Below are 24,593 nucleotides of genomic sequence, written 5' to 3'. Positions count from 1 at the left end.
GCGTCACACACCATTGTCAATCACACATTTATGCCTGACCCACCCCCTCCCCTCGGGATAGCCGAGCGCACGGCTTGCTGCCGAGCGCACGGCGTGTAAACGCGACGAAGCCGTGCGCTCGACGAGAAGCCGTGCGCTCGGCTATCCCGAGGGGAGGGGGTGGGTCAGGCATAAATGTGTGATTGACAATGGTGTGTGACGCACAGTAATGTGATCGACATGAACGAGACGCTCGACACGCACCTGCAGGAACTGCGGCGCGGCACCGTGGTGCTGGCCTGCCTGCAGCTGCTGCGCACGCCGGGATACGGATACTCGCTGCTCGAGCAGCTTGAACAGCGAGGCTTCGCGACCGACGCGAACACGCTGTACCCGCTGCTGCGACGACTCGAGAAGCAGGAGTACCTCACGAGCGAGTGGAACACCGACGAGGCCCGGCCCCGCAAGTTCTACCGCACCTCGGATGCCGGCATCCGCCTCGCCGACACCCTCACCGACGAATGGCGGTCGCTCACCACGGCGATCGCCTCCCTCACCGCAGAGGAGAACTGACATGACCACCACAGCCACACTCACCGAGCGCTACATCAGCGCGACGATCCGCAGTCTCCGGCCCGAGGCACAGGACGACGTCCGCGCCGAGCTCGAAGCCTCCATCGCCGACGCGATCGAGGCGAGGCTCGAGCAGGGCGAGACGCCGGAAGACGCCGAGCGCGCCGTCCTCACCGAGCTCGGTGACCCCGGAGTCCTGGCCGCCGGGTACGCGGATCGCCCGTTGTACCTCATCGGCCCGCGCTTCTACCTGACCTGGTGGCGGCTGCTCAAGCTGCTGCTGATGATCGTCCCGGTCTGCGTCCTCGGCGGCGTGGCACTGGGGCAGACCATCTCCGGTGCCCCCGTGGGCGAGATCATCTCGACCTCGATCGTGGCGACCGGCGGCGCGATCCTCCACATCTGCTTCTGGACCACGCTCGTCTTCGTGATCCTCGAGCGCTCGAACAGCACGACGGCGATCGAGAAGTGGGATCTCGACCAGCTGCCGGAGCCGACGGAGAAGGGAGTGGGGCGTAGCGAGCTGATCGCGTCGCTCGTCTTCCTCGGTATCGCGATCGGCGCTCTCCTCTGGGATCGCTACCGCGGCTTCGTCCACGTCGACGGCGAGACCTTGCCGATCCTGAACCCGCAGCTGTGGCCGTGGGGGATCGGCGTCCTGTTCCTGCTCATCGTCGCGGAGGCCGTGTTCGCGGTCGTGCTCTACCGCAGGGGCCGCTGGACCACGGGGCTGGCCGTGACGAACACGATCCTCGCCGTCGCATTCCTCGCCTGGGTGCTCGTCCCGCTGCTGACCGGTGACCTGGTGAACCCGGAGTTCGTGGCGCAGGTCACCGCGGCCGGCGGTGAGGGCTTCGCGGCAGGACAGGCCGAATCGGCCGACGAAGGCGGGGTGTTCCGCATCCTCGCCGTGCTGCTGGGATTCGGTGTCGCGCTCGGCGTCGGCTGGGACATCGTCGACGGCTGGATCAAGACGGTCCGCGCTCGGCGTCGCTGACCACGCGCGATCGAGGAAGCGCCGTCCCGGTCGGGGCGGCGCTTCCTCCGTGGCCGGGGGCGGGCGAGGAATAGGGTGGAAGCCGTGACCAGCGCATTCGTCTCCGATCTGTTCGACCCGGCCGAATGGGTGCTCGCGCCCGGCGCCGAGGACTACACCGACATCACCGCCCACGTGTCGCACGACGGCGGGGTCGCGCGCATCGCCTTCAACCGTCCGGAGGTGCGCAACGCCTTCCGCCCGCACACCGTCGACGAGCTCTACCGTGCGCTCGACATCGCCCGGCAGGATGCGCACATCGGAGCGGTGCTGCTGACCGGAAACGGCCCGAGCCCGAAGGACGGCGGCTGGGCGTTCTGCTCGGGTGGGGACCAGCGCATCCGCGGTCGCGACGGCTACAAGTACTCCGATGCGGAGACGGCGATCGTCGACGGTGCGAGCCGCGCGGCTGTCGGCCGCCTGCACATCCTCGAGGTGCAGCGGCTCATCCGCTTCATGCCCAAGGTCGTCATCGCGGTTGTGCCCGGGTGGGCTGCCGGCGGCGGGCACTCGCTGCACGTGGTGTGCGACCTCACGATCGCTTCGGCCGAAGAAGCCCGGTTCAAGCAGACGGATGCCGACGTGGGCAGCTTCGACGCCGGGTACGGTTCGGCGTACATGGCACGGCAGACCGGACAGAAGTTCGCCCGCGAGGTGTTCTTCCTGGCCGAGGAGTACTCCGCACAGCGTGCCTACGAGGCCGGCGCCGTGAACCGCGTGGTGCCGCACGCCGATCTCGAGCGCGAGGCCCTGAAGATGGCGCGCACCGTGCTCACGAAGTCGCCCACCGCGATCCGCATGCTGAAGTTCGCCTTCAACGCGGTCGACGACGGTCTGGTCGGACAGCAGGTCTTCGCCGGCGAGGCGACCCGTCTGGCCTACGGAACCGACGAGGCCGTCGAAGGTCGCGACTCCTTCCTCGAGAAGCGCGACGCCGACTGGTCGTCGTTCCCCTGGCACTACTGAGCCGGAGACCCGCATGACCGCCCTGACCCCCACGGACGCCGAAGATCCGGATCTGCTGCGGGAGGCCTTGCAGCGCGCGCTCGAGGGCGGACCGGCGCTGGGGCTCGGCATGGTGGCCGGTGCGCCCGAGAACGTGGCGGACGGCATCGCGGCGGTGATCGCGACCTCGGGGTCGAGCGGCATACCGAAGCGGGTGGCGCTGAGCGGTGAGGCGCTGCGCGCGAGCGCCGAGGCGACGGCGGCGAGGATCGGGAGCGGCCGCTGGCTGCTTGCTCTGCCGGCCGGCTACGTGGCAGGGCTCCAGGTGATGGTGCGCTCTATCGTCGCGGGGACCCGGCCGGCCGTGCTCGACGGCCGGTTCTCGCCTGCGTCCTTCGCCGATGCGACACTGGCGATGCTGCGCCCCTCGGCGGGGGCGGGGATTCCCGAGCTGTACACCTCGCTCGTCCCGGCGCAGATCGCGACGCTGCTCGAGGCCGCCGACGACACGGCCGTGCGTGCTGCGCTGACGGCGTACCGGGCGATCCTGGTGGGCGGACAGTCGCTGCCGGAGCCGCTTCGCGAGCGTGCGGCCGACCTGGGCGTGCGGGTGGTCCGAACCTACGGCTCCACCGAGACCAGCGGTGGCTGTGTGTACGACGGTGTGCCGCTCGACACGGTCGGCGTTCGCACGGTCGACGGGGAGCTGCGCATCGCGGGGCCCATGCTCGCCGAAGGCTATCTCGGTGACGCCTCGTTGACGACGCGCACCTTCGTGCGGGATGAGCACGGCATCCGCTGGTATCGCACAGGCGACCTCGGTCTGGTGGAAGACGGGATCGTGCGGGTGCACGGGCGGGCCGACAACGTGATTGTGTCGGGCGGCATCAACATCTCCCTCGATCGGGTGGAGCGGATCGTCCGGCGTGTCCCGGGGCTGCACGAGGCTGTCGTGGTCGGCGTGGAGGATGAGCGCTGGGGGGAGGCATCGGTGATCGTCGTGGCGCGTGGCGAGGTGCTGCGGCGCAGCGAGTCCGAGCAGCTCGCGCAGGCCCGTGAGGCTGTCGCGGAAGAGCTCGGCAAGCACGCGCGTCCGTCCCGTCTGATCCTGGTCGACGAGATGGATGTCCTGCTCTCCGGCAAGCCCGACCGCGAGGCGATCCGACGAGCCGTCGCCGACCTGCGCTGATCGCCGCTGCCAGACTGGGTCGCATGGATGTGCTGCGGCTGGCGGGAGTGCCGGGGGTGGGGAAGAGCGCCGTCGCGTGGGCTGTCGCTGAGCGTCTCGCGTCGGACGGTGTGCCGACCGGGTATGTCGACATCGATCAGCTCGGCATGTGCTACCCCGCGCCGTCCGACGACCCCGACCGGTGGGCGCTGAAGGAGACCGCACTCGCCCGGCTCGCCGTGCGGTTCCGCGACGCGGGTGTCGAACGTCTCGTGGTGTCCGGAGTCGCCGATCCGTCGCAGCCGCCGCCGGCGAGCGGGTTCCCGACGTCGTCCCTGTGGCTGGATGCGGATGAGGAGACGAGGCGGAGACGATTGGCTCCCCGGAGGTGGGAGCGCGAACAGGTCGATGCCGCACTCGCCGCCGGCACCGAGGAGGCGAGCACGGCGCACCCCGCATGGCAACGACTGGACACGGCGCACTCGACCATCGAGGAGACGGTGCAGGCAGTGATCGCCCGGCCGGCAGGCGGGGCGGAGGTGGCATCCGATGTCGTATTCCCCGAAGAGCATGCGACGGCCCGGGTCATCTGGATCACGGGTCCGAGGTGCGCCGGTGCCTCGCGCGTCGGCTGGGAGCTGGCTCGCAGGCAATGGGTTGCGGGCGAGCGCACGGGGTTCGTTGACGTCGCGCAGTTGAGCTTCTCGTGGAATGCGGATGCTGTGAACGGAGCAGAGGCCGCAGCGGTGGTGCAGACGGTGTTCGCCGAGGTCGGGGCGAAGGCGCTGATCGTCGTCGCACCGTTCGAGGTCTCGCCGAAAGACGTACGCGCGGCTTTCCCGCGACCGGACGTCCGGTTCTTCCGACTCGATGCCGACGATCGCACGCGCCGCGGCCACGCTGTCCGGAGGGCGGAAGGAGCCGACGGCGCATCTCTCGCCGGGGACGACCTGTACGGTGCGTCCGCCGACGCGATCGAGAGGATCATCGCGACCGGAGCCCGTCAGCGGGCATCGTCGTTGCGCATCGGAGAGATCCTCATCGGCACACCGATGTCCTCGACGCAGCCGGTGGTCGACGAGGTGGCGAAGCGGGCCGGTCTGAGCGCTCTGCCACACTGAAACGCATGGCCTCGTACACGCACGGACACCACGAATCAGTCCTCCGCTCGCACAACGTGCGCGACATCGGGAACTCCGCTGCTTACCTCCGCCCCCACCTCACGTCCGGGACCCGACTCCTCGACGTCGGGGCCGGCCCCGGTACCATCACCGTCGACTTCGCCGGCGTCGTCGCCCACGTCACCGCGACGGAGATCGACGAGAAAGCGCTGTCGCTGTCGCGCGGCCTCGCCGAGGAACGCGGCCTGGCCAACCTCGACTTCTCGGTCGAGGATGTGCACGCGCTGAGCTTCGCCGACGACTCGTTCGACGTCGTGCACGCGCACCAGGTGCTGCAGCATGTCGGCGACCCGGTGCAGGCGCTTCGCGAGATGCGCCGCGTGACCGTGCCCGGCGGGATCGTCGCAGCCCGCGATGCCGACTACTCGGGCTTCATCTGGTTCCCCGTCCTGCCCGAGCTCGACAGGTGGTTGGCGCTGTACCAGGCGGCGGCGCGTGCGAACGGCGGTGAACCCGATGCGGGTCGTCGGCTGCTCTCCTGGGCGCGCGCCGCGGGCTTCGACGACGTCACGGCGACGGCATCCACCTGGTGCTACGCGTCGCCGGCGGAGCGTGCCTGGTGGGGCGGGATGTGGGCCGACCGCATCCTCGAGTCCGCGCTCGCGCGGCAGCTGGTGGACAGCGACATGGCGACTCCGGCGCATCTGCGGGAGATCAGCGATGCCTGGAAGCGCTGGGCCGACGACGGCGACGGCTGGTACCTCGTGCCGCACGGCGAGATCCTCGCCCGCGTACGACACCGCACGGATACATCCACGGACGGATGTGTCCGTGCGGTGCGCTCGCGTAGCGTGGGGGAGTGATCCGGCCACTCTCCCGCACGGCGCTCGCGCTCGACATCGTCGGGGCGACGCTGCTCTTCCTCGTCCTGATGCCGACGTCGCTCGTGTTCTACGGGCCGGGCACCGGGAACACGGCGATCGGAGGCATATCGGTCGTGGCGGTGGTCTTCGCTGCCGTGCTGATGTTCGGCGGTGTCGCGATCGGACGACTCGCGCCGGGCTGGTCGCTGGTCGCCGCCTGGGCCGGGGCGATCCTCCAGATGATCGCCGGGTTCGGCCCGCTGCCGATCGACTTCGCCATCCTGCTCGTGCTCTACGCCACGGCGGCGTGGGGCACGAGGCGGGTGCTCTGGTGGGGGTTCGCCTCCGCGCTGTTCGGCGGCATCGTCGCGGCGGTGTACATGGTCATCGTGAACGGCGTCGCCTTCGGGACGGGTACCGGCTGGGAGAAGGTCACGACCGGCACGCTGCTGCTCATCGTCTCCGTCATGGCGCTCGGATTCGCGTGGGTGTGCGGGCTGCTGTGGCGGGTCGTGCTGCGTGCACGTCGGACCCGTGCCGCGCAGCTGCAGGCCGAATCGCTCGCGGTCGAGGAGCAGGAGCGGGTACGCATCGCCCGCGACATGCACGACATCGTCGCCCACTCTCTCGCCGTCGTGATCGCTCAGGCCGACGGTGCGCGCTACGCGGCAGCGGCGAAACCCGAGATGGCGACGGAGGCGCTCGGCACGATCGCACAGACCGCCCGTGGGGCGTTGAGCGACGTGCGGATGCTGCTCACCCAGCTTCGGCACCGGCAGGGAGACGGCCCGCAGCCCACGCTCGCCGACCTCGAAGCGCTGTTCGCGCAGGTGAGGCAGGCGGGGATCGAGCCGCGTGTCACCGTCGACCCGATGCCTCCGGGGGAACCACCGGGGGCGATCCAGCTCGCCGTGTACCGCATCCTCCAGGAGGCGCTGACGAACGCGATCCGCCATGGCGACGGTGCGGTCGACGTGCACCTGGCGTGGTTTCCCGATCGGGTCGACATCGACGTGCGGAACACGGTGCCGCGGGAGACGACGGTCGGGCCCGGCGGGCACGGTGTCATCGGCATGCGAGAGCGGGCACAGCTCGTCGGCGGTAGTCTGCAAGCCGAGCATCGGGGGGCACAGTTCGTGGTCCACGCCTCGCTTCCGATCGGAGCTTCCGAATGATCAGAGTCGTGCTCGTCGACGACCAGGCGCTGTTCCGCGCCGGCATCCGGATGCTCGTCGCCTCGCAACCCGACCTGGAGGTGGTCGGCGAAGCCGGCAACGGACAGGAGGCACTCGACGTCGTCCGTGCCACGCGGCCCGACGTGGTGCTGATGGACATCCGGATGCCGGTCATGGACGGACTCACGGCGACCGCCGAGATCCTGACTCGACCGGAGCCGCCCCGCATCGTCATGCTGACGACGTTCGACCTCGATGAGGCTGCCGCTCGGGCGATCCGGCAGGGCGCCAGTGGCTTCCTCCTCAAGGACGCCGATCCGGAGTTCCTGCTCGCCGCGATCCGCACCGTGCATTCCGGGTCGAGTGTGATCGCCGCCTCGGCGACGCGCGACCTGTTCGCGCACTTCGCCGAGGCACCCAAGCCCGTCCCGCCGCAGTACACCACCCTCACCGACCGGGAGAAGGAGATCTTCGCGCTCGCGGCTCGTGGCCTGTCGAATGCCGAGATCGCGGGCCGGGAATACCTGAGTGAGGCGACCGTGAAGACGCACATCAGCCGGATCCTCACGAAGCTCGCGCTTCGCGACCGGGTGCAGCTGGTCGTCTTCGCCTTCGAGCACGGCCTCGCCTGACCGCCGATCGACCGGGGAAGGGCCGAGTGCGGATCATCCCTGCGATGTACGCGGATGCTCCGGCCGGGCGATGACCGGCGCGGGGCCGCGGAAATAGCGTCGAAGGCATGGAGATCACGACCACCGACCTGGGGCTCGCCGCCCGCGTCCAGCACCTGAAGAAGACCTACGGCTCGGGCGAAGGCACCGTCCGTGCGCTCGATGACGTCAGCGTCGGCATCCGTCGCGGACAGTTCACCGCGATCATGGGCCCCTCCGGTTCCGGCAAGTCCACGCTGATGCACATCATGGCGGGGCTCGACAGCCCGACGGAGGGGCGCGCGTGGATCGGGGACACCGAGATCACCGGCCTCGGTGACATCGACCTGACGATCCTGCGCCGCCGCCGCGTCGGTTTCATCTTCCAGGCGTTCAACCTGGTGCCCACTCTCGACGCGTTGGGGAACATCATGCTCCCGTTCGAGCTCGACGGCCGTCGGCCGAGCGCGATCGAGCGGGCGCGCATCGACGGACTGATCGAGACGCTCGGACTCGGCTCGCGCCTCAACCACCGCCCGCATCAGTTGTCGGGCGGACAGCAGCAGCGTGTGGCCATCGCCCGCGCCCTCGCCACCGCCCCCGACCTGGTGTTCGCGGATGAGCCCACCGGCAACCTCGACTCCAAGACCGGGCGCGAGGTGCTGCGTCTGCTCGCCACCGCGAGCCGCGAGCACGGGCAGTCCATCGCGATGGTGACGCACGACGCGATCGCGGCGAGCCATGCCGACCGCGTGCTCTACCTCGGCGACGGCCGGATCGTCGCCGACCACCCGCGCCAGACCGCGGAGGAGATCTCCGCCTACATGCTCGCTGCCGAGGTGGCGGCATGACCGCCGTCGCCACGGTCGTCCCCGAGACGCGGGCGACAGGTCCTCGACTGGCCTGGCTGCGCGACCGGGGCATGGGCGCCAGCATCCTCGTCGCCGCGCTCTCGGCCGCGTTCGGCGTGCTCCTCGTAGAGATCACGGCATACATCGGCGCTGTCCTGCAGGCAGACCCGTTCATCGGAGACAGTGAGACGCTCGCGTTCGTGGTCGCGCTGCTGTCGGTGCTGCTCACCGTGGTCGCGATGTACGTGGCCGCGATCGTCACGGCGAACACCTTCTCCACGATCATCGCCGGACGCACGCGGCAGATCGCGCTCATGCGTCTGATCGGGGCGACCGCGCGCTCGCAGCGGGCTCAGGTCGGACGACAGGGTCTCGTCGTCGGTGTCCTCGGCGCCGTGATCGGCCTGCTCGCCGGGCTCGTGCTGGCGGTGATCGGTGTGCAGGTCGGGACGCAGCTGATCGAGAACACCCCGGCGTCCTTCTCGCTCGCACAGCCGTTCGTCGCCCTGCCCGCGATCGGTGTCGCACTCACGACTTGGGCAGCCGCCTGGGCCGGTTCCCGGCGGGTGCTCTCGGTGACCCCGCTGCAGGCACTGGGCGGCTCCGTCGAGCGGACCCACGACGAGGTATCGGGCAAGGCCGGACGGCACGTCGGCGCCTGGATCCTGCTGATCACCGGAGCCGTGCTCCTCGCCGCGGGCGTGGTCGTCGGACTTCTGACTCCGCTCGGCGTCGTCATCGCCTTCTTCGGCGGTGTGCTGTCCTTCACCGGGCTCGCTCTCGGATCCGTGCTGTTCATGCCGCCGGTGCTGCGCCTGGTGGGCCGGATGTTCGGCTCGAGCGCGACCGCGCGCCTCGCCGCCGAGAACGCGCTGCGCTATCCGGAGCGGTCGTCCCGCATGGCGATCGGCGTGGTGATGGGCGTGACGCTGGTGACGATGTTCGCGGTCGCGCTCGAGTCCGCGAAACGTCTGATGATGAGTCAGGTGACCGGCGAGATCCCCGAGGAGTTCTTCGCCCCGTTCGACGCGTTCGCCGCGATCATGATGGTACTGGTCGCCGTCTCCGCGGTCATCGCGGCCGTCGGCCTCGTCAACCTGCTCACGATCGGCGTGGTGCAGCGTCGCCGCGAGCTCGGACTGCTGCGCTCGATCGGGCTGTCGAACCGTCAGGTGCGTCGCATGGTGCTGCTCGAGGCCACGCACATCACGGTGGCCGCGACGCTGACCGGTCTCGTGCTGGGCGTCACGTATGGGTGGATCGCGGCACAGTCGCTGCTCGGCTCGGTTCCGACCCTGCCGGAGTTCACTCCTGCCGGGCTCGTGGCCCCGCAGATCCCGTGGATCCCCGTCGCCATCATCGTCGTCGCCACGGCGGTGCTCACGCTGGTCGCTGCTGCCACACCCACGCGACTGGCCACTCGGGTGGCGCCGGTCGAAGCACTCGCGGCCGACTGACGGCTCTAGGCTTGTCGGATGCCGTCGCCGTTCGATCAGTCCACGTACCAGGTTCGTCTCGACTGGGGCACCGCGGGTCTCGCCCGTCTCGCACCCGCCGACATCGTCGTGGTCGTGGATGTCCTGCGATTCTCGTCCACTGTGATCGATGCCGCAGTCGCCGACACCGAGGTGGTTCTGACCGAGGCCGAGGGATGGTCGCGGAACGGCGCAGCGGTCGCCGCCGCGGCCTCCCCGGATGCGATCGTCCTCGTCGGCGGCATCCGCAACGCCACTGCTGTCGCCCGCGCAGTGCAGACCGTGCAGGAGCGTCGACAGGCACGCACCTCGGTGGCGGTCATCGCGGCGGGCGAGGCTGATGCCGCCGGTGTGCTGCGGTTCGCGGTCGAGGATCAGCTCGGCGCGGGCGCCATCGTCCTGGCGCTCTCGGATCGCGGCATCGATCACACCTCGCCGGATGCGGCGGTCGCCGCCGAGGGATTCCGTGCCCTCCGCGGTGCGCTGCGGCACATGATCGGCGCGAGCGGGTCGGGGCGTGAGCTCGCCGATGGTGTGGCGTCCACCGCTCGTATCGACGCATCCGGCCTGACGCCGACATCGACGACGGATGCCGCCGTGCTCGACGCCGTCGACGTGGTTCCCGTCTTGCGCGAGGGGTTGTTCACTCGGTTCGAGTGATCTCCGCCCGACGCCGCGCGGGAGACGATGGTTCGGCCGGCGCGACGTAGGGTCGTGGCATGAGGTACCTCCCCGCCGTCATCGTCGACATCGTGCTCGTGCTCGTCTTCGCCGCGATCGGTCGTGCCTCGCACGATGAGAATCCGGCGGGGTTCCTGCTGACCGCCTGGCCGTTCCTGATCGCTCTCGCGGTCGGTCATGGGCTCGCGGCGCTGCTCCCCGGCAGGCCGCGTCGGCCGTGGTCGGTGCTGTGGGGCACGGTGGTCTGGGTCGTGACGGTCGCCGGAGGCATGCTCATCCGCGTGCTCAGCGGCGACACCGCCGAGGTGCCGTTCATCATCGTGGCCACGATCGTGCTCGGGGTGTTCCTCGTCGGCTGGCGGGCGATCACCGCGCTGCTGCGTCGACGCCGTGTTGCCGGGGAGACGCAGGAAGACGCCGTCGTTCTCGAGGACGAGCACCCCGACGACCTGCCGCGCTGAGCGGCGGTCAGCGCGGCATCTGAGCGGCGAGACGCACGTCTGACGGGATCTCGCGGCGGGTCCATGCGAAGACGTGTCTGGCGTCGAACGTGCGTGAGCAGCGTGCGCACGAGGTCGCCCTCGTCGGCCGCCGATGCCGGTAGGTCACGTGGCCGGCAGGGCAGCTTCCCACCCACGGCGCGAGCTCGACAGCGGTCTCCCCGTGATGGGTCGTGCCGCCGACGTAGCCGAGTTCTTCCGCCACGCGTTTCCATGCCGGTCCGTGTGCAGCCGCATGTCCGGCGAGTGCATGCGCGACCTCATGCAGCAGCACCTGGTGGATCTCATCGTCTTCGAAGCGGGCGGCGAGATAGCGCGAGACCGTGATGCGCTTCTTCGTGTAATCGCACTGTCCGGCCCGGCGCTTGGCATGGTCGAACCCGAAGGTCCAGCTGTCATCGAGATGCAGCGTGATCAGTGCTTCGCCCCAGACGCGCACACGGTCGAGTTCCGCCATGCGCCCAGATTATGCCCTGCGACCGACATCGTGGTCGCAGCACGGGTTCAGCCCGCGACGAGTTGCGACGGACGGCGGCGCTCAGCGGCCTCGATCGCCAGCAGAACGGTCTCCAGTTCCCGGTCCTCTGCGCCGGACTCGCGTCGCAGGAACAGCGACTGCTTGAAGCTCTCCCGCGCTGTCTCGTAGTCGCCGGCCTCATAAGCGTTCTTGCCGTGGTGCTGATACGCGAATGCCGCGATCGACAGCCAGCGCTGGCCCTCGGCCTCGGTCGCGCAGGTCGCCAGCTCCTGCTCGGCAGCGGCGTGTGCCCCCCGATACTGCAGGATCGTGGCGTGAAGCACTCGAGCGCGCAGCACGTCCTTGCGGGTGCCGGCCATGCGCGCCTGGCGCACGGTCTCGTCGGCCAGCACGAGCGCTTCGTCCAGACGGTCGAGCACCTTCAGCAGCCACACCCGCTCGAGCAGTGCGGGCAGGCTGCGCTGCGACTCGATCTCGGCAAGGCGCGTCGCGCACTCGTCGAGATCGACCTTTTCGCGGAGCGTCTCCTGGTCGTATCCCCGGATGAAACTCATTGCTCTCCTTCCGCAGCGTCCCCGTCCAGTCTGCCTTCCGGTCGAGCGCTCGTCGGGGCGGCGCGCCCTGGTCGGCGCATCCGACCCGTGACATACCGGCGCGCGGTCGGCGTCGGGCCGCGCCTGATCGATCCCGTCGAGGTCAGCGGAGGAAGAGCGAGGCGTCGGGGCGAGGCGATGCGACCGCATCGGCATCCGTGACGACCCGTGCCCCCTGCAAGAAGGCCGCGGCCTCGGCCCCCTGCGCGATCTTCGCGGGATGCGGGCCGGCGGCCAGCATCCGAGGCAGCCACTCGGTCGGCAGGGGAGAAGCGGATGCCGCGATCACGAGGTTCCCGAAGCGCCGCCCCTTGAGCACCTGGGTATCGGCGAGGATGCCGATCTCGGGCAGCACTTCGGCGATCGTCGCGGCCTGGCGGCGGGCGAAGGCGAGGCCCGGGCCGTCCGCGACGTTCACGAGCAGCACACCTCCGGGCGCGAGCAGGCCGGAGAGCTCGCGGTAGAACTCCACGCTCGTGAGGTGGGCGGGCGTCTGCGCTCCGGAGTAGACATCCGAGACCACGAGGTCGCAGCTCGCCTGCAGGGCGCCCGGCAGCCGGCTCACCCCTTCCCGTGCGTCGCCGATGCGGATGCGGATGGCCGCGCCCTTCGGCAGCGGCAGATGCTCGCGGACCAGCTGGGCGAGCGGCGCTTCGAGTTCGATGACCTGCTGGCGGGAGCCGGGTCGTGTGGCGTCGATGTAGCGCGGAATCGTGAGGGCGCCGGCGCCGAGGTGCACGGCCGTCAGCGGCCCGGGCGCCAGCTGATCGATCACCGCGCCCATGCGCACGATGTACTCGAAGTGCAGGTGCGTGGGGTCGTCGAGGTCGACGTGCGACTGCGGGGTGTCGTCGACGATGAGCTCGAACCCGCTGGTGAACTCCGACGGCACGATGCTGGCGATGCCGCCGTGGTCCAGGCGGACCTGCGGATGCTCGGCGTCGCGCGATCGGTTTCGGCCCATGGCCCGAGCCTACGCGGCGGGTGGGAAGGTCAGCGCAGCCGGCCGTTGGCGCAGGTCTCCTGCTCCACCGTCTGGCCGGAGATGGCCGGGTCGAGCGTCGCGCGCGGCGCCGGCGCCGGGGTCGCGGGCGCGTCCGTGGACGGAGGGGTGGCCGGTGTCTCACCTTCGGTGCCCGGAGCGGGCTCGACCAGCTCGACGCCCCCGTTGTTGCTGACGCCGCCGGTGAGCTGCACGGGCTGGCCCGCTTTCAGCGCGTCCCAGATGGTGGCTGCGGCGTCGTAGTTCGGGACGACCCGGTCGGAGTCGTCGGGGTCACCGAACACCGGGTACTGCAGGAAGACGAAGTCCGAGAAGGGCACGTCCTTGATCGAGAGCGCGAGCTGTGCGAGCCGGACGGGATTGGCCAGCTCGTCGCTCGGGTCGATGTTGTCGACCACGGTGTCGGCGAGTCCCAGCACCTTGCCCGGATCGCTGAGCACCTCGTCGCTCATGATCTTCTTCACCAAGCGCGACATGTACTGCTGCTGGTTCGAGACGCGGGCCATGTCGCTCTCGTCGCCGACACCGTGCCGGGTGCGGATGAACTGGAGCGCCTCGTAGCCCGAGACGGTGCGCGGTCCCGGCTCCCAGTCGAGAGCCGTGTGTCGGTCGCGGATGCCTTCTCCGCCGATGCACACCTCCACACCGCCGATCGCGTCGGTGACCTCCATCACTCCGTCGAAAGCGATCTTCGCAGCGAACGGGATCTCGATGCCCGTGAGCTGGGTGACCGTCTTCGCGACGCAGGAGAGTCCGGCGCGCTGGAAGATCGAGTTGATCTGAGTCTTGTTGGTCGCGGAGGCGACGGATCCGTCCGGGAGGGTGCACTCCGGGGTCTCGATCATCAGGTCGCGGGGGAGCGAGACCACCGTGACGTTGCGGGGCTCTGCCGAGACGTGCACGAGCAGATTCACGTCGTTGAGGATGCCGCCGTCGGCCTCCGAGCAGCGCTCTCCGAGAAGCCCGGTGGAGACCTCGCCGCACTCATCGGTGCCGATGATGAGCATGCTGAACTCGCCGGGGTAGGCGCCGATCTGGGGCGGCTCCACCTCGGGGGCGTCTTCGAGGGTGACGGCACCGTCGCTGAAGCGATTGAAGTAGTCCGTCACGATGAACGCGGCGACGGCGATCGCGGAGACGAGGATGACGCCCAGGGTGATCCCGGCGATCTTCAGGAAGCCCTTGGCGGGCCCGGGAGTGGGGAGAGTCGCATGGCGCGCGACCGTGGAGCGGTCGGCTTCGTCGTGGCGGCGCATGCCCGCGAGCCTACCGGCGGACCCTGCGGGCGCCGCGCAGGCCGAGCCTGGGCAACACCTGGGAGCGGCCGCGGTGGTGCTGATGTTACGGCCGCATGACGATTGTGAGAGGAACTTGCAGGTAATTAGTTAGTCGTGGATACTTTTTCCTAACCCCCGGTGAATACCCGATATTCGCCTGGACTTTTCAAAGAGGAGATCCCCGCATGCACAAGCGCATTCTTCCGGCCGTGGCGCTCGGCGCCGTGGCCACGCTCGCCCTCGCCGGCTGCGCCGGCGGCGGTGACACAGGCTCCACCGACGGCGAGGGCAAAGAGCTCACCGTCTGGATCATGAAGGGCACCAACCCGGACGCGTCGGCCTTCTACGACGACGTCGCCGAAGCCTTCGAGAAGGAGACCGGCGCCACCGTCAAGATCGACGAGATCCAGTGGGCAGACGCGCACGACCGTTTCGTGACCTCCATCGCCGGTGGCACGACTCCTGACATCGCCGAGACCGGCACCACCTGGACCGCCGAGTTCGCCGACGCGGGCGCGCTCCTCCCGATCGACGAGTACGTCGACGGCGAGAAGGGCCTGCGCGACGACCTGGTCGAGGGCCTCGAGGTCGCCGGCACCTACGAAGACGAGCTGTACGGCATGCCGTGGTACGCCGGTGTCCGCTCGCTCATGTACCGTGCCGACGTGTTCGAGGAGCTCGGTCTCGAGGCTCCGAAGACGTGGGACGACATCGTCGCCGCGGGTGACGCCATCAAGGCCGCAAAGCCCGACATGCTGCCGTTCCCGGTTCCGGGCGACGCCGAGTTCCAGGTCTACCCCTGGGTCTGGGGCGCCGACGGCGAGATCGCCACGAAGGACGGCGACACCTGGACCAGCGAGCTCGACAGCGCCGAATCGCAGGCCGGCATCGAGTTCTACACGGGCCTCGCCACCGAGCACGGCTTCTCTTCCGCAGGTGCCACCACCTGGAAGGAGACCGACCTCCGTGACGCGTTCACGCAGGGCAACGTCGCCATGATGCTCTCGGGCTCGTGGACGCCGAACTCGCTCATCGAGGCGAACCCCGACCTCGAGGGCAAGATCGGCGCCGCGGTCATCCCCGGGAAGGACGGCGGCATCGCCCCGTCGGTGCTCGGTGGATCGCACCTCTCGATCTTCAACACGACGAAGAACGCCGACCTCGCGTGGGAGTTCGTGAAGCTCGTCACCACCGGCGAGTTCGCCGAGCAGTGGTCGGACGAGACCGGCTACTTCCCGGGCGTGCAGTCCGCGATGGAAGAGGCCCTCGCCTCGACCGACCCGCTGGTCGCACCGTTCGCCGAGCAGATGGTCGACGGCGGAGCATCCGTCCCGGTCACCCCGAACTTCGGCGCCGTCCAGGCGAAGAAGACGACCAACTCCATGATCCAGGCCATCCTCAGCGGACAGAAGGACGTCGCGACCGCGACGAAGGACGCTTCCGCCGAGATGACCGAACTGCTCAACCAGTAAGGAAGCATCCCTTCCATGTCGATGGTGCAAGCGCCACTGCCGGCCACGAAGGCGGAGTCCACCTCCGCCTCCGTGGCCGGCGGCCGGAAGCGACGCGGTCTCTCGATCGTCGCGGCCCGCCCCTGGCTTCTTCTCGCGCCCGGGCTGGTCATCCTCGCGGTGCTCATGCTCTGGCCTCTCATCCAGGTGTTCATCTACTCGCTGCAGGACTACGGCCTGCGCGAGATCAACACCGGGGAGAACAACTGGATCGGTCTCGACAACTACGTCGAGGCGCTCACCAACCCGACTCTCTGGACGGTGGTGCTGCCCAACACCGTCGGCTTCGCCGCCGTGGCGGTCTTCGTCACCGTGGCCGTCGGCACGCTCGTGGCCCTGCTGCTCGCGCGGCTCGGCACCACGTGGCGCGTCATCGTCTCCAGCTGCATCATGGTCGCGTGGGCGATGCCCGCCGTGACCGGTACGTACGTCTGGACCTTCATCTTCGATGCCGACCGCGGCATCTTCAACCAGGTCCTCACCGACCTCGGGCTCATGGACGATCCGGTCAACTGGTTCACGAACCAGTGGTCCTTCTACGCGATCGTGCTCCTCAACGTCGTGCACCACGGCTTCCCGTTCGTGGCGATCACCGTGCTCGCCGGACTCCTCGGCGTCTCGAAGGAGATGCTCGAGGCGGCGGCTCTCGACGGCGCCGGCGCCTGGCGTCGTTTCTGGAAGATCATCTTCCCGACGCTCCGCCCGGTGTTCTCGGTCGTGATCATCCTCTCGACAATCTGGGACTTCAAGGTCTTCGCGCAGGTGTACCTGATGCCCGGCGGCGGTGGCGGAAACCGCCAGGTGCTGAACCTCGGCGTCTGGTCGTACGTGGAGTCGTTCGGCCAGAACCGCTACGGCTTCGGTGCAGCGCTCGCCGTGCTGCTCACGCTGGTCCTGATCGGCATCACCATCGTCTACATCCGCTCCCTCATGAAGGAGGACGAGCTGTGAACCCGCGCCCTCGGCTCCGCTCCCGGATCGGACTCGGCATCGCGGTCGCCGCGGTCCTGATCTTCACGTTGTTCCCCGTGTACTGGATGGTCTCCAGCGCGTTCGACGGCAAGGCCTCCAGCGGTGGGCAGTCGCTGATCCCGCAGGAGTTCACGTGGGACAACTTCGCGTTCGTCCTCACCGACGGCGGCTTCGGCACGTACCTGCGCAACTCGGCCATCGTCGCCCTCGTGACGGTCCTCGTCAGCGCCCTCGTGTGCCTGCTCGCTGCCGTCGCTGTCGCGCGGTTCAAGTTCAAGTTCCGCACGATGATCCTGATGATGATCCTCGTGGTGCAGATGGTGCCGCTCGAGGCGCTCGTCATCCCGCTGTTCCTCCAGGTCAAGAGCCTCGGCCTGCTCAACAGCATCCTGGGCCTCATGGTCGTCTACGTCGCCCTGTCGCTCGCCTTCGGCATCTGGATGCTGCGCGGCTTCGTCGCCGCCGTTCCGGTCGAGCTCGAGGAGGCCGCCTACATCGACGGTGCCAGCTGGTGGCGGATGTTCCGCTCGGTGCTGCTGCCGCTCGTCATGCCCGGCCTCGTCGCGACGAGCATCTTCAGCTTCATCACGGCGTGGAACGAGTTCATCTTCGCGATGACGATCCTCGGTGCCCAGACCGACCAGTACACGGTCTCGATCGGCCTCAAGTCGTTCTTCGGCCTGCACTCCAACGACTGGGGCAGCATCATGGCCGCGTCGACCATCATCACCGTCCCGGTCATGATCTTCTTCGTGCTGGTGCAGCGCAAGCTCGCCTCCGGCATGGTCGCGGGAGCCGTGAAGGGATGACCGACGAGCTCGAGCGCCTCGCGAACGGGGTGCTGTGGCCGGGGTTCTTCGGCACCGAGGCGCCGGAGTGGCTGCGCGCCGAACTGCGTGACGGCCTGGCCGGGGTCGTGTACTTCGGTCAGAACGTGGGCGAAGGACTCCCGGCGCTCAGCGCGGCGATCCTCGACGCGAACCCCGACGCCCTGATCGGTATCGACGAAGAGGGCGGCAGCGTCACCCGGCTCGAGTCGGCCACCGGCTCGACGGTTCCCGGAGCAGCCCAGCTCGGTCTGCTCGACGACCTGGTGGCCTCGGAGAAGACCGGCGCAGAGCTGGCTCGGCGCGTGCGCGCGGTCGGCGCCAACGTGGTGCTCGGCCCGGTCGCCGACGTCAACACCGACCCCCGCAACCCGGTCATCGGCGTGCGGGCGTTCGGAGACGACGAAGCGCTCGTCTCACGGCACGTGGTCGCAACGATCGACGGCATCCAGGATGCGGCGGTCGCCGCATGCGTCAAGCACTTCCCCGGTCACGGCGACACCCACATGGACTCGCACCACTCCCTCCCCGAGATCACCCTCGATCTCGAGGAGTTCGAGCGGGTGCACCTCGAACCGTTCCGCGCGGCCGTCGACGCGGGCGCGGATGCCGTGATGACCGCGCACATCGTGGTCCCGGCGTGGGGCGAGCAGCCCGCCACGCTCAACCCCCGGGTGCTCGGCAAGCTGCGGGACTGGGGTTTCGACGGCGTCATCATCACGGACGCGCTCGACATGGCCGCCATCCGCGAGACCGTCGGACTCGGTGGGGGAGCAGCCCTGGCCCTCGCCGCCGGTGCCGACCTGCTCTGCATCGGAAACCCGACCAACCCCGGCGACGCCGCGCTTCCCGACCAGGACGAGCGAGACTTCCGTGCGGCCCGTGACGGGATCGTCGCCGCACTGCGTGACGGCTCTCTCTCGCGTGAGCGGGTCGAGGAGGCCGGCCGTCGGGTCGCCGCCCTCGCCGCGAAGCTCCGCGCCGCCGCGGACCGCGACCACGAGACTGCCGACGACTTCGACGCCGCGGACATCGTGCGTCGCGTGCTGACGGTCACCGGTGGCACCACCGCTGCCGCATCCGAGCTCGCCGTGATCGATGCCCGTCGCCGCTCGACGCTCGCGGTCGACAGCGCGGGTTCGTACGTCGCGAACGCGCTCGCCGACGACGGCCTGCGGGTGCGCCTCGATGTCGCATCCACCCCGCTCGCCGAACAGGACCGCGTGCTGGAAGAGGTCACCGCCGCTGCGGGCACGACGGTGCTGCTGATCGACCGACCCGACACGGATGCCGCGCAGCGGGAGCTCGTCGAACGGGCGGCGGTGCGCGATCCGGCAGCAGTCGTGGTCAATGTCGGTCTTCCGACGGCGAACCCGTTGCCGCTGCCGACCGTCGAGGTCGCCGCGGCCAGTAGGCTCGGTGCGCAGATGGCGCGCGATGCGCTTCTGGGGCGTTTCGCCGTGAAGCAGAGGGCCAGCGCCGACTGAGGACAGGATCACTCCATGGACGATGACGTTCTGGCACGTGTGCGGCGCTCGCTCTCGAAGCTGAGCGCCGCGGAGGCGCGGGTCGCGGAGACGATCCTCGGCGACCCGACGCTCGTCGTCGACCTGGCCATCAACGACCTCGCCCAGCTCTGTCGGACCTCGCTGTCGACGGTGGCCCGTTTCTCCCAGTCGCTGGGGTACAGCGGTTACCGGGAGCTGCGCGTGGCGGTCGCCCGTGCGATCACGCTCGCCCAGGCGCAGCAGGCGCGGTTCGGTCTGGACACCACGGCCATCGATCCGGACGACGGGCCGACGGCCATCGCCGCGAAGCTCGCCGCGCAGGAGATCGACGCGATCGAGAAGACCGCCCTCGCCCTCGATGCCGCAGCTCTCGACCGGGTAGCCCGCGCGGTTGTCGATGCCCGGCACATCGACCTCTTCGGACAGGCGGCGTCGTCGCTGACGGCGCAGGATCTGCTGCTGAAGCTGTCGCGCATCGGGTGCTCCGTGTCGCATTCGCCGGACCCGCATCTCGCGGTGACGACGGCTTCGCTACGCACGGCGGATGACGTCGCGATCGCGTTCTCGCACGGAGGGGAGACCGCAGAGACCCTGCGGGCGCTCGAGGTCGCCCGAGATGCCGGTGCGCTGGCTGTCGCGGTCACCAGCGTCGCGGAGTCGACTCTCGCGCTCGCGGCGGACGTCGTGCTGCTCACGCACGCGCACGAGTCGCCGTTCCGGATGGCGGCGATGTCGAGCCGCATCGCCCAGCTCGCTCTGGTCGACGTGCTGTTCGTCCGTGTCGTGCAGCACCGCGGCGAACCGGTGGCCGTCTCTCTGCAGCGCACCCACGACGCGGTTCCCGCGCGCCGCCGCCCCTGACCCTGCGCCGTTTCCCGTTCGTCGAGCGAGGGGCGCAGTACCCCCCCCGTTCGTTGAGCGAGGAGCGCAGCGACGAGACGAAACGTGGCACGCGCATCCGGGGACGTTTCGTCTCGCTTCGCTCGCTCAACGACCGGGTTGCGTTCGTCGAGCGAGGAGCGCAGCACGCCACCCCGTTCGTTGAGCGAGGAGCGCAGCGACGAGACGAAACGCCTTCCTCAGCACGCCCATGAGTGTCGGCGCCCGGCACTATCGTCCCGGACATGGGATACGTGTACATGCTCCGGTGCGCCGACGGAACGTTCTACGTCGGGAGCACACGTGACCTCGGCCGAAGGCTCGTCCAGCACCAGGAAGGGCGCGGCAGTGCGTATACGCGCCGGCGTCTGCCCGTCGAGCTCCAGTGGAGCGAAGAGTTCGCCAGGATCGACGAGGCGTTCGCGTGGGAGAAGCGGCTGCAGGGATGGAGTCATGCCAAGCGCTTGGCGTTCCTGGAGGGCGGCCTGGATGCGGTCGTGGGATGGTCGGCGCGTGAGCGGGCGAAGAGCCGGGCGGCAGCAGGGGCGTAAGGACGTTTCGTCTCGCTTCGCTCGCTCAACGACCGGGTGTCGTTACCCCGCGGCGCACGGCTCAGTCGACGTGGTCGCGGGTGCTGAGGAGCGCGCGGGTCGCGATGCGGTGCCCGCGGGCGACGCTCCCGGTGAGCGACAACCCGGTCAGCACCCCGGCGAGGAAACCCGCGGCGAAGGCGTCTCCCGCGCCGATGGTCTCCACGACCGGGGCATCGAGCGCGTCGCTCTCGGCACGCTCTTCGCCGTCGAAGACGACGGCCCCGCTGGCGTCGGTGACCGCCAGGTAGCGCGGCTGGGGGAACTGCGCGCGCAGTTCCTGAGGATCGCTGGTCCCGAACACCGCTTCCGCATCGGGGCGCGTGCAGAACACGATGTCGGCGCGGCGGGCGAAGACGGACACGATCTCCCTGCCCTCCGCCTCGCGGCCACGCCACAGCGCCGGGCGCCAGTTCAGGTCGAAGCTGACGAGCCGGCCGGGACGATGGTCGGAGTACAGCGCCTCCTGGGCGGCGAGCGCAGATGCGGAGATGGCGGGCGTGATCCCCGAGGTGTGCACGAGCGCGGCCCTGGCGAGCAGGGTGGATGCCACCGGCGCGGCCAGCGTCTCGGGCGACATCGCGGCGGCCGCGGAGCCCGCGCGGTAGTAGTGCATCGTCCCGTCGACCGCGCCGTCCGCACGGGCGACGAGCTCTTTCACGTAGAGCCCGGTCGGCGCCTGATCGTCGATCTCCACGGCCGTGTCGTCGACGCCGTGTGCGCGCAGCTCCGCGGTGAGGAACCGGCCGAATCCGTCGTCGCCGACCCGGGAGAGGACAGCAGTTCGGATGCCGGCCGACGACAGAGCGATGGCGGTGTTCCATTCCGCTCCGGCCAGGGAACGGTGAAAGGTGCGGCAGTCCTCCAGCGGTCCGGCTGTGGCGGCGACGAGGGCGACCATGCCTTCGCCGAAGCAGATGGCGAGCGGGGTGGAGTCGGACACGGTCTGGACACTACCCGATCGGCAGGGCGCCCGCCGATACCGGATTGCAATGCGGATGCGTTTGGCATCTGCCGATCTGCTGGGTACCGTCTAGTCATCACCGTCGCCGAGGCGAAGAAGCCTCGGGACGCGCAAAGAAGCGCCCGACAGGGAAGGTCACACAATGCACCAATCAGTCAAGCGTCGGCGAGGACTCATCGCCGTAACCGGAGCCACGATCGCCGCGATCGCCCTCGCAGGGTGCGTCGCCAGCGAGCGGGGCGACGACGATGCGGACGCGGGAGGCGATGTCGACGGGACGTTCGTGTTCGCGGCATCCTCCGACCCGGCCAGCCTCGATCCCGCCTTCGCGCAGGATGGCGAGAGCTTCCGCGTCTCGCGGCAGATCTTCGAGGGTCTGGTGGGCACCAAGCCCGGTACGGCAGATCCGGCACCGCTCCTCGCCGAGAAGTGGGAGTCGTCCGACGACGGCATGTCGCACACCTTCACGCTGAAGGAGGACGTGACCTTCCAGGACGGCACCCCGTTCAACGCCGAGGCCGTCTGCGTCAACTTCGACCGCTGGTTCAACTGGACCGGTCTCGCCGCCTCCGAAGCGTTCGGCTACTACTACAACAAGCTCTTCAAGGGCTATGCCGCCAATGCGGCCGATGCCGTGTACAAGTCATGCACCCCCGATGGCGACTACTCGGTCACGATCGAGCTGAACAAGCCGTTCGCCGGTTTCATCCCGTCGCTCTCGCTGCCGTCGTTCGCGATGCAGAGCCCGTCGGCGCTGCAGGAGTTCGGTGCGGACGAGGTCGCCGGCTCCGCCGAGGCCCCGCAGCTGTCGGAGTACGCCATGGGACACCCGGTCGGTACCGGCCCGTACCAGTTCGACGAGTGGGCACCGGGCGAGCAGGTCACGCTCAAGGCCTACGGCGACTACTGGGGCGAGGCGGGGCAGGTCGACGAGATCATCTTCCGCACGATCGACGACCCGACCGCTCGCCGCCAGGCGCTCGAGTCCGGCTCGATCGACGGGTACGACCTGGTCGGTCCCGCTGACACCAAGGCGCTGGCGGATGACAACTTCACGATGGTGTCGCGCCCGCCGTTCACGATCCTCTACCTGGCGTTCAACCAGGCGATCCCGGAGCTGCAGGACCCGAAGGTCCGTGAGGCGCTGTCGTACGCGGTCGACAAGGACGCGCTCATCAGCCAGGTGCTCCCCGAGGGCACCGAGAAGGCGACGCAGTTCGTGCCGGAGGTCGTCAACGGGTACAACCCCGATGTCACGACCTACGACTACGACCCCGAGAAGGCCAAGGATCTGCTGGCCGAGGCCGGCTACGACGAGGCCAACCCGTTGAAGCTCACGTTCAACTACCCGGTCAACGTCTCGCGTCCGTACATGCCGGACCCCGAGCAGATCTACACCGTCCTGTCGTCGCAGCTGTCCGAGGTCGGCGTCGAGACCACCCCGGTCTCGGAGGAGTGGGTCGAGTACCTCGACCGCACCACCGGCACCGCGGATCACGGCATCCACCTGCTGGGCTGGACCGGTGACTACAACGACACCGACAACTTCGTCGGCGTCTTCTTCGGACAGAAGAGCTCCGAGTGGGGCTTCGACAACCCGGAGCTGTTCCAGAAGCTGACCGAGGCGCGGGGCGTCTCCAGCCTCGAGGAGCAGACGCCGCTGTACGAGGAGATCAACGAGATGGTCGCCGAGTTCATCCCCGGCGTCCCGCTCGCGCACCCGGCGCCGACTCTGGCGTTCGACCCCCGCGTGAAGAGCTATCCGGCCAGCCCGGTGAACGACGAGGTCTTCACGGACATCGTCCTCACCAAGTAGTCGGCCTGACCATCTGATATGCCGAGTCCCGGTCCCGCACACATGCGCGGGACCGGGACACGGCGTACCTTCTGATCGACGGAGATCTTCGTGCTGCGCACCATCGGCAGGCGACTGCTGTTCCTCATTCCCACTCTGTTCGGGCTCAGCATCCTGCTGTTCGCCTGGGTCAGAGCCCTTCCCGGCGGCCCCGCGGTCGCCCTACTCGGCGAGAAGGCCACACCGGAGGCCGTCGCCAGGGTCAACGAGCTCTACGGCTTCGACGAACCCCTCATCCAGCAGTACTTCACCTGGATCGGGCGACTGCTCCAGGGCGACTTCGGAACGTCCATCCAGACGAACCGCCCCGTCGTCGAGGAGTTCATGCGCCGCTTCCCGGCGACGCTCGAGCTGAGCGTCATGGCGCTGATCTTCGCGATCGGCGTCGGCATCCCTCTCGGATACTGGGCCGCTCGTCGTCACGGCAAGCTCACCGACCACGCGTCGGTGGTGCTGAGCCTGATCGGCATCACCATCCCGGTGTTCTTCCTGGCGTTCATCCTGAAGTACGTCTTCGCCGTGCAGCTCGGATGGCTGCCGTCGGACGGCCGTCAGGATCCGCGAATAGACGCCACCCATCCCACCGGGTTCTACGTGTGGGACGGCATCATCACGGGCGAGTTCGATGCCTCGTGGGATGCGATCCTGCATCTGATCCTGCCGGCGCTCGCGCTGGGCACGATCCCGCTCGCCATCATCGTCCGCATCACCAGGGCCAGCGTCCTGGAGGTGCAGAACGCGGACTACGTGCGCACCGGACGGGCGAAGGGCGTCGGAGCCCCGACGCTGCGCAACCGCTTCATCCTGCGCAACGCGATGCTGCCGGTGATCACGACGATCGGCCTGCAGACCGGACTCCTGATCTCGGGCGCCGTGCTCACCGAGACCGTGTTCGCGTTCCCCGGCATCGGCTCGTTCCTCGCGCGGGCGATCTTCACGCGGGACTTCCCGGTGCTCCAGGGATTCATCATCTTCATCGCGATCGCGTACGCGCTGATCAACCTGGCGGTCGATGTCTCCTACAGCTTCATCGACCCGAGAGTGAGGGTGCAGTGATGTCCCTCGTCATCGTCCGAAAGGAGGCGGTCTCATGAGCATCGCCCTCCCACCCGCCCAGGG

General features: G+C 69.0%; 25 protein-coding genes. 20 read left to right on the top strand and 5 right to left on the bottom strand.

Annotated features, from left to right (window positions below; all coding sequences use genetic code 11):
* The first annotated feature begins 219 nt into the window (after nucleotides 1–219).
* The 12 genes from CQ034_RS19325 to CQ034_RS19270 all read left to right on the top strand — a co-directional run bounded on the left by CQ034_RS19325 (nucleotide 220) and on the right by CQ034_RS19270 (nucleotide 10,978).
* The gene (locus tag CQ034_RS19325) at nucleotides 220–552 is read left to right on the top strand and encodes a PadR family transcriptional regulator (protein WP_029259789.1); all 333 of its coding nucleotides are present in this window, start codon (nucleotides 220–222) and stop codon (nucleotides 550–552) included.
* 1 nt (nucleotide 553) lies between these two features.
* Nucleotides 554–1,549: a permease prefix domain 1-containing protein gene (locus CQ034_RS19320; protein ID WP_105712375.1), complete on the top strand. Its 996-nt coding sequence runs from the start codon at nucleotides 554–556 to the stop codon at nucleotides 1,547–1,549.
* 84 nt (nucleotides 1,550–1,633) lie between these two features.
* Complete coding sequence (locus CQ034_RS19315; RefSeq protein ID WP_029263889.1) at nucleotides 1,634–2,554, top strand: 1,4-dihydroxy-2-naphthoyl-CoA synthase; 921 nt, start codon at nucleotides 1,634–1,636, stop codon at nucleotides 2,552–2,554.
* A 13-nt stretch (nucleotides 2,555–2,567) separates the two neighbouring features.
* Nucleotides 2,568–3,722: an AMP-binding protein gene (locus tag CQ034_RS19310; protein ID WP_105712374.1), complete on the top strand. Its 1,155-nt coding sequence runs from the start codon at nucleotides 2,568–2,570 to the stop codon at nucleotides 3,720–3,722.
* Between the two features lie 23 nt (nucleotides 3,723–3,745).
* Nucleotides 3,746–4,822 carry a hypothetical protein gene (locus CQ034_RS19305; protein ID WP_105712373.1) on the top strand — a complete coding sequence of 359 codons (1,077 nt, stop codon included), beginning with the start codon at nucleotides 3,746–3,748 and terminating at the stop codon, nucleotides 4,820–4,822.
* A 5-nt stretch (nucleotides 4,823–4,827) separates the two neighbouring features.
* Nucleotides 4,828–5,685, top strand: a complete 858-nt coding sequence (locus CQ034_RS19300; RefSeq protein WP_105712372.1) for a class I SAM-dependent methyltransferase — start codon at nucleotides 4,828–4,830, stop codon at nucleotides 5,683–5,685.
* The gene (locus CQ034_RS19295) at nucleotides 5,682–6,860 is read left to right on the top strand and encodes a sensor histidine kinase (protein ID WP_105712371.1); all 1,179 of its coding nucleotides are present in this window, start codon (nucleotides 5,682–5,684) and stop codon (nucleotides 6,858–6,860) included. The genes CQ034_RS19300 and CQ034_RS19295 overlap by 4 nt, the downstream gene beginning before the upstream one ends.
* Nucleotides 6,857–7,492 carry a response regulator transcription factor gene (locus tag CQ034_RS19290; RefSeq protein ID WP_105712370.1) on the top strand — a complete coding sequence of 212 codons (636 nt, stop codon included), beginning with the start codon at nucleotides 6,857–6,859 and terminating at the stop codon, nucleotides 7,490–7,492. Before CQ034_RS19295 ends, CQ034_RS19290 begins: the two co-directional genes overlap by 4 nt.
* Nucleotides 7,493–7,599: 107 nt before the next feature.
* Entirely contained in the window at nucleotides 7,600–8,361 is a 762-nt protein-coding gene (locus CQ034_RS19285) for an ABC transporter ATP-binding protein (RefSeq protein WP_029261819.1), read from the top strand.
* Nucleotides 8,358–9,818 (top strand): FtsX-like permease family protein, encoded by a 1,461-nt coding sequence (locus tag CQ034_RS19280; RefSeq protein ID WP_029261820.1) that lies wholly within the window; start codon nucleotides 8,358–8,360, stop codon nucleotides 9,816–9,818. The genes CQ034_RS19285 and CQ034_RS19280 overlap by 4 nt, the downstream gene beginning before the upstream one ends.
* Nucleotides 9,819–9,836: 18 nt before the next feature.
* Nucleotides 9,837–10,496 carry a 2-phosphosulfolactate phosphatase gene (locus tag CQ034_RS19275; protein ID WP_105712369.1) on the top strand — a complete coding sequence of 220 codons (660 nt, stop codon included), beginning with the start codon at nucleotides 9,837–9,839 and terminating at the stop codon, nucleotides 10,494–10,496.
* A gap of 59 nt (nucleotides 10,497–10,555) precedes the next feature.
* Nucleotides 10,556–10,978 (top strand): DUF3054 domain-containing protein, encoded by a 423-nt coding sequence (locus CQ034_RS19270; RefSeq protein ID WP_258134288.1) that lies wholly within the window; start codon nucleotides 10,556–10,558, stop codon nucleotides 10,976–10,978.
* 7 nt (nucleotides 10,979–10,985) lie between these two features.
* Here CQ034_RS19270 and CQ034_RS19265 read toward each other — a convergent pair whose 3' ends face one another.
* The 4 genes from CQ034_RS19265 to CQ034_RS19250 all read right to left on the bottom strand — a co-directional run bounded on the left by CQ034_RS19265 (nucleotide 10,986) and on the right by CQ034_RS19250 (nucleotide 14,347).
* Nucleotides 10,986–11,474: a SprT-like domain-containing protein gene (locus CQ034_RS19265; RefSeq protein ID WP_029261823.1), complete on the bottom strand. Its 489-nt coding sequence runs from the start codon at nucleotides 11,472–11,474 to the stop codon at nucleotides 10,986–10,988.
* A 47-nt stretch (nucleotides 11,475–11,521) separates the two neighbouring features.
* Nucleotides 11,522–12,049, bottom strand: a complete 528-nt coding sequence (locus CQ034_RS19260; protein WP_029261824.1) for a hypothetical protein — start codon at nucleotides 12,047–12,049, stop codon at nucleotides 11,522–11,524.
* A 142-nt stretch (nucleotides 12,050–12,191) separates the two neighbouring features.
* A complete protein-coding gene (locus CQ034_RS19255) occupies nucleotides 12,192–13,052 on the bottom strand; it encodes a spermidine synthase (protein WP_105712368.1) in 861 nt (286 codons plus the stop codon).
* 29 nt (nucleotides 13,053–13,081) lie between these two features.
* Nucleotides 13,082–14,347, bottom strand: a complete 1,266-nt coding sequence (locus CQ034_RS19250; RefSeq protein WP_105712367.1) for an LCP family protein — start codon at nucleotides 14,345–14,347, stop codon at nucleotides 13,082–13,084.
* 206 nt (nucleotides 14,348–14,553) lie between these two features.
* Between CQ034_RS19250 and CQ034_RS19245 the strand changes: the two genes are divergently transcribed.
* The 6 genes from CQ034_RS19245 (at nucleotide 14,554) to CQ034_RS19220 (ending at nucleotide 20,616) form a co-directional block, all read left to right on the top strand.
* Entirely contained in the window at nucleotides 14,554–15,840 is a 1,287-nt protein-coding gene (locus tag CQ034_RS19245) for a sugar ABC transporter substrate-binding protein (protein WP_029261827.1), read from the top strand.
* A gap of 15 nt (nucleotides 15,841–15,855) precedes the next feature.
* The gene (locus tag CQ034_RS19240) at nucleotides 15,856–16,830 is read left to right on the top strand and encodes a carbohydrate ABC transporter permease (protein ID WP_029261828.1); all 975 of its coding nucleotides are present in this window, start codon (nucleotides 15,856–15,858) and stop codon (nucleotides 16,828–16,830) included.
* Nucleotides 16,827–17,660, top strand: a complete 834-nt coding sequence (locus CQ034_RS19235) for a carbohydrate ABC transporter permease (RefSeq protein WP_029261829.1) — start codon at nucleotides 16,827–16,829, stop codon at nucleotides 17,658–17,660. Before CQ034_RS19240 ends, CQ034_RS19235 begins: the two co-directional genes overlap by 4 nt.
* A complete protein-coding gene (locus CQ034_RS19230) occupies nucleotides 17,657–19,165 on the top strand; it encodes a glycoside hydrolase family 3 N-terminal domain-containing protein (RefSeq protein ID WP_105712366.1) in 1,509 nt (502 codons plus the stop codon). The genes CQ034_RS19235 and CQ034_RS19230 overlap by 4 nt, the downstream gene beginning before the upstream one ends.
* 15 nt (nucleotides 19,166–19,180) lie before the next feature.
* Nucleotides 19,181–20,047 carry a MurR/RpiR family transcriptional regulator gene (locus tag CQ034_RS19225; protein ID WP_105712365.1) on the top strand — a complete coding sequence of 289 codons (867 nt, stop codon included), beginning with the start codon at nucleotides 19,181–19,183 and terminating at the stop codon, nucleotides 20,045–20,047.
* A gap of 263 nt (nucleotides 20,048–20,310) precedes the next feature.
* Nucleotides 20,311–20,616 carry a GIY-YIG nuclease family protein gene (locus tag CQ034_RS19220; RefSeq protein WP_105712376.1) on the top strand — a complete coding sequence of 102 codons (306 nt, stop codon included), beginning with the start codon at nucleotides 20,311–20,313 and terminating at the stop codon, nucleotides 20,614–20,616.
* 61 nt (nucleotides 20,617–20,677) lie between these two features.
* Here CQ034_RS19220 and CQ034_RS19215 read toward each other — a convergent pair whose 3' ends face one another.
* Nucleotides 20,678–21,598 (bottom strand): sugar kinase, encoded by a 921-nt coding sequence (locus CQ034_RS19215; RefSeq protein WP_105712364.1) that lies wholly within the window; start codon nucleotides 21,596–21,598, stop codon nucleotides 20,678–20,680.
* Between the two features lie 163 nt (nucleotides 21,599–21,761).
* Here CQ034_RS19215 and CQ034_RS19210 point away from each other — a divergent pair, with 163 nt between their 5' ends.
* Together CQ034_RS19210 and CQ034_RS19205 are read left to right on the top strand one after the other, a co-directional pair.
* Nucleotides 21,762–23,435: an ABC transporter substrate-binding protein gene (locus CQ034_RS19210; protein WP_105712363.1), complete on the top strand. Its 1,674-nt coding sequence runs from the start codon at nucleotides 21,762–21,764 to the stop codon at nucleotides 23,433–23,435.
* Nucleotides 23,436–23,525: 90 nt separating this feature from the next.
* Nucleotides 23,526–24,530, top strand: coding sequence for an ABC transporter permease (locus tag CQ034_RS19205; protein WP_105712362.1), 1,005 nt, complete (start codon nucleotides 23,526–23,528; stop codon nucleotides 24,528–24,530).
* Nucleotides 24,531–24,593: the final 63 nt, after the last annotated feature.

Origin of the sequence: Microbacterium sp. MYb45 (assembly GCF_002979655.1) — a bacterium.
In the GTDB taxonomy this organism is placed as follows: Bacteria; Actinomycetota; Actinomycetes; order Actinomycetales; family Microbacteriaceae; genus Microbacterium.
This window is presented reverse-complemented; position numbering and strand designations above follow the sequence as displayed.

Coding starts and splice junctions, on each gene's coding strand:
- CQ034_RS19320 (WP_105712375.1), top strand. CDS start 554: ATGACCACCACAGCCACACTCACCGAGCGCTACATCAGCGCGACGATC.
- CQ034_RS19220 (WP_105712376.1), top strand. CDS start 20,311: ATGGGATACGTGTACATGCTCCGGTGCGCCGACGGAACGTTCTACGTC.
- CQ034_RS19310 (WP_105712374.1), top strand. CDS start 2,568: ATGACCGCCCTGACCCCCACGGACGCCGAAGATCCGGATCTGCTGCGG.
- CQ034_RS19275 (WP_105712369.1), top strand. CDS start 9,837: ATGCCGTCGCCGTTCGATCAGTCCACGTACCAGGTTCGTCTCGACTGG.
- CQ034_RS19245 (WP_029261827.1), top strand. CDS start 14,554: ATGCACAAGCGCATTCTTCCGGCCGTGGCGCTCGGCGCCGTGGCCACG.
- CQ034_RS19250 (WP_105712367.1), bottom strand. CDS start 14,347: ATGCGCCGCCACGACGAAGCCGACCGCTCCACGGTCGCGCGCCATGCG.
- CQ034_RS19225 (WP_105712365.1), top strand. CDS start 19,181: ATGGACGATGACGTTCTGGCACGTGTGCGGCGCTCGCTCTCGAAGCTG.
- CQ034_RS19255 (WP_105712368.1), bottom strand. CDS start 13,052: ATGGGCCGAAACCGATCGCGCGACGCCGAGCATCCGCAGGTCCGCCTG.
- CQ034_RS19300 (WP_105712372.1), top strand. CDS start 4,828: ATGGCCTCGTACACGCACGGACACCACGAATCAGTCCTCCGCTCGCAC.
- CQ034_RS19325 (WP_029259789.1), top strand. CDS start 220: ATGAACGAGACGCTCGACACGCACCTGCAGGAACTGCGGCGCGGCACC.
- CQ034_RS19230 (WP_105712366.1), top strand. CDS start 17,657: ATGACCGACGAGCTCGAGCGCCTCGCGAACGGGGTGCTGTGGCCGGGG.
- CQ034_RS19240 (WP_029261828.1), top strand. CDS start 15,856: ATGTCGATGGTGCAAGCGCCACTGCCGGCCACGAAGGCGGAGTCCACC.
- CQ034_RS19270 (WP_258134288.1), top strand. CDS start 10,556: ATGAGGTACCTCCCCGCCGTCATCGTCGACATCGTGCTCGTGCTCGTC.
- CQ034_RS19210 (WP_105712363.1), top strand. CDS start 21,762: ATGCACCAATCAGTCAAGCGTCGGCGAGGACTCATCGCCGTAACCGGA.
- CQ034_RS19260 (WP_029261824.1), bottom strand. CDS start 12,049: ATGAGTTTCATCCGGGGATACGACCAGGAGACGCTCCGCGAAAAGGTC.
- CQ034_RS19285 (WP_029261819.1), top strand. CDS start 7,600: ATGGAGATCACGACCACCGACCTGGGGCTCGCCGCCCGCGTCCAGCAC.
- CQ034_RS19290 (WP_105712370.1), top strand. CDS start 6,857: ATGATCAGAGTCGTGCTCGTCGACGACCAGGCGCTGTTCCGCGCCGGC.
- CQ034_RS19280 (WP_029261820.1), top strand. CDS start 8,358: ATGACCGCCGTCGCCACGGTCGTCCCCGAGACGCGGGCGACAGGTCCT.
- CQ034_RS19265 (WP_029261823.1), bottom strand. CDS start 11,474: ATGGCGGAACTCGACCGTGTGCGCGTCTGGGGCGAAGCACTGATCACG.
- CQ034_RS19305 (WP_105712373.1), top strand. CDS start 3,746: ATGGATGTGCTGCGGCTGGCGGGAGTGCCGGGGGTGGGGAAGAGCGCC.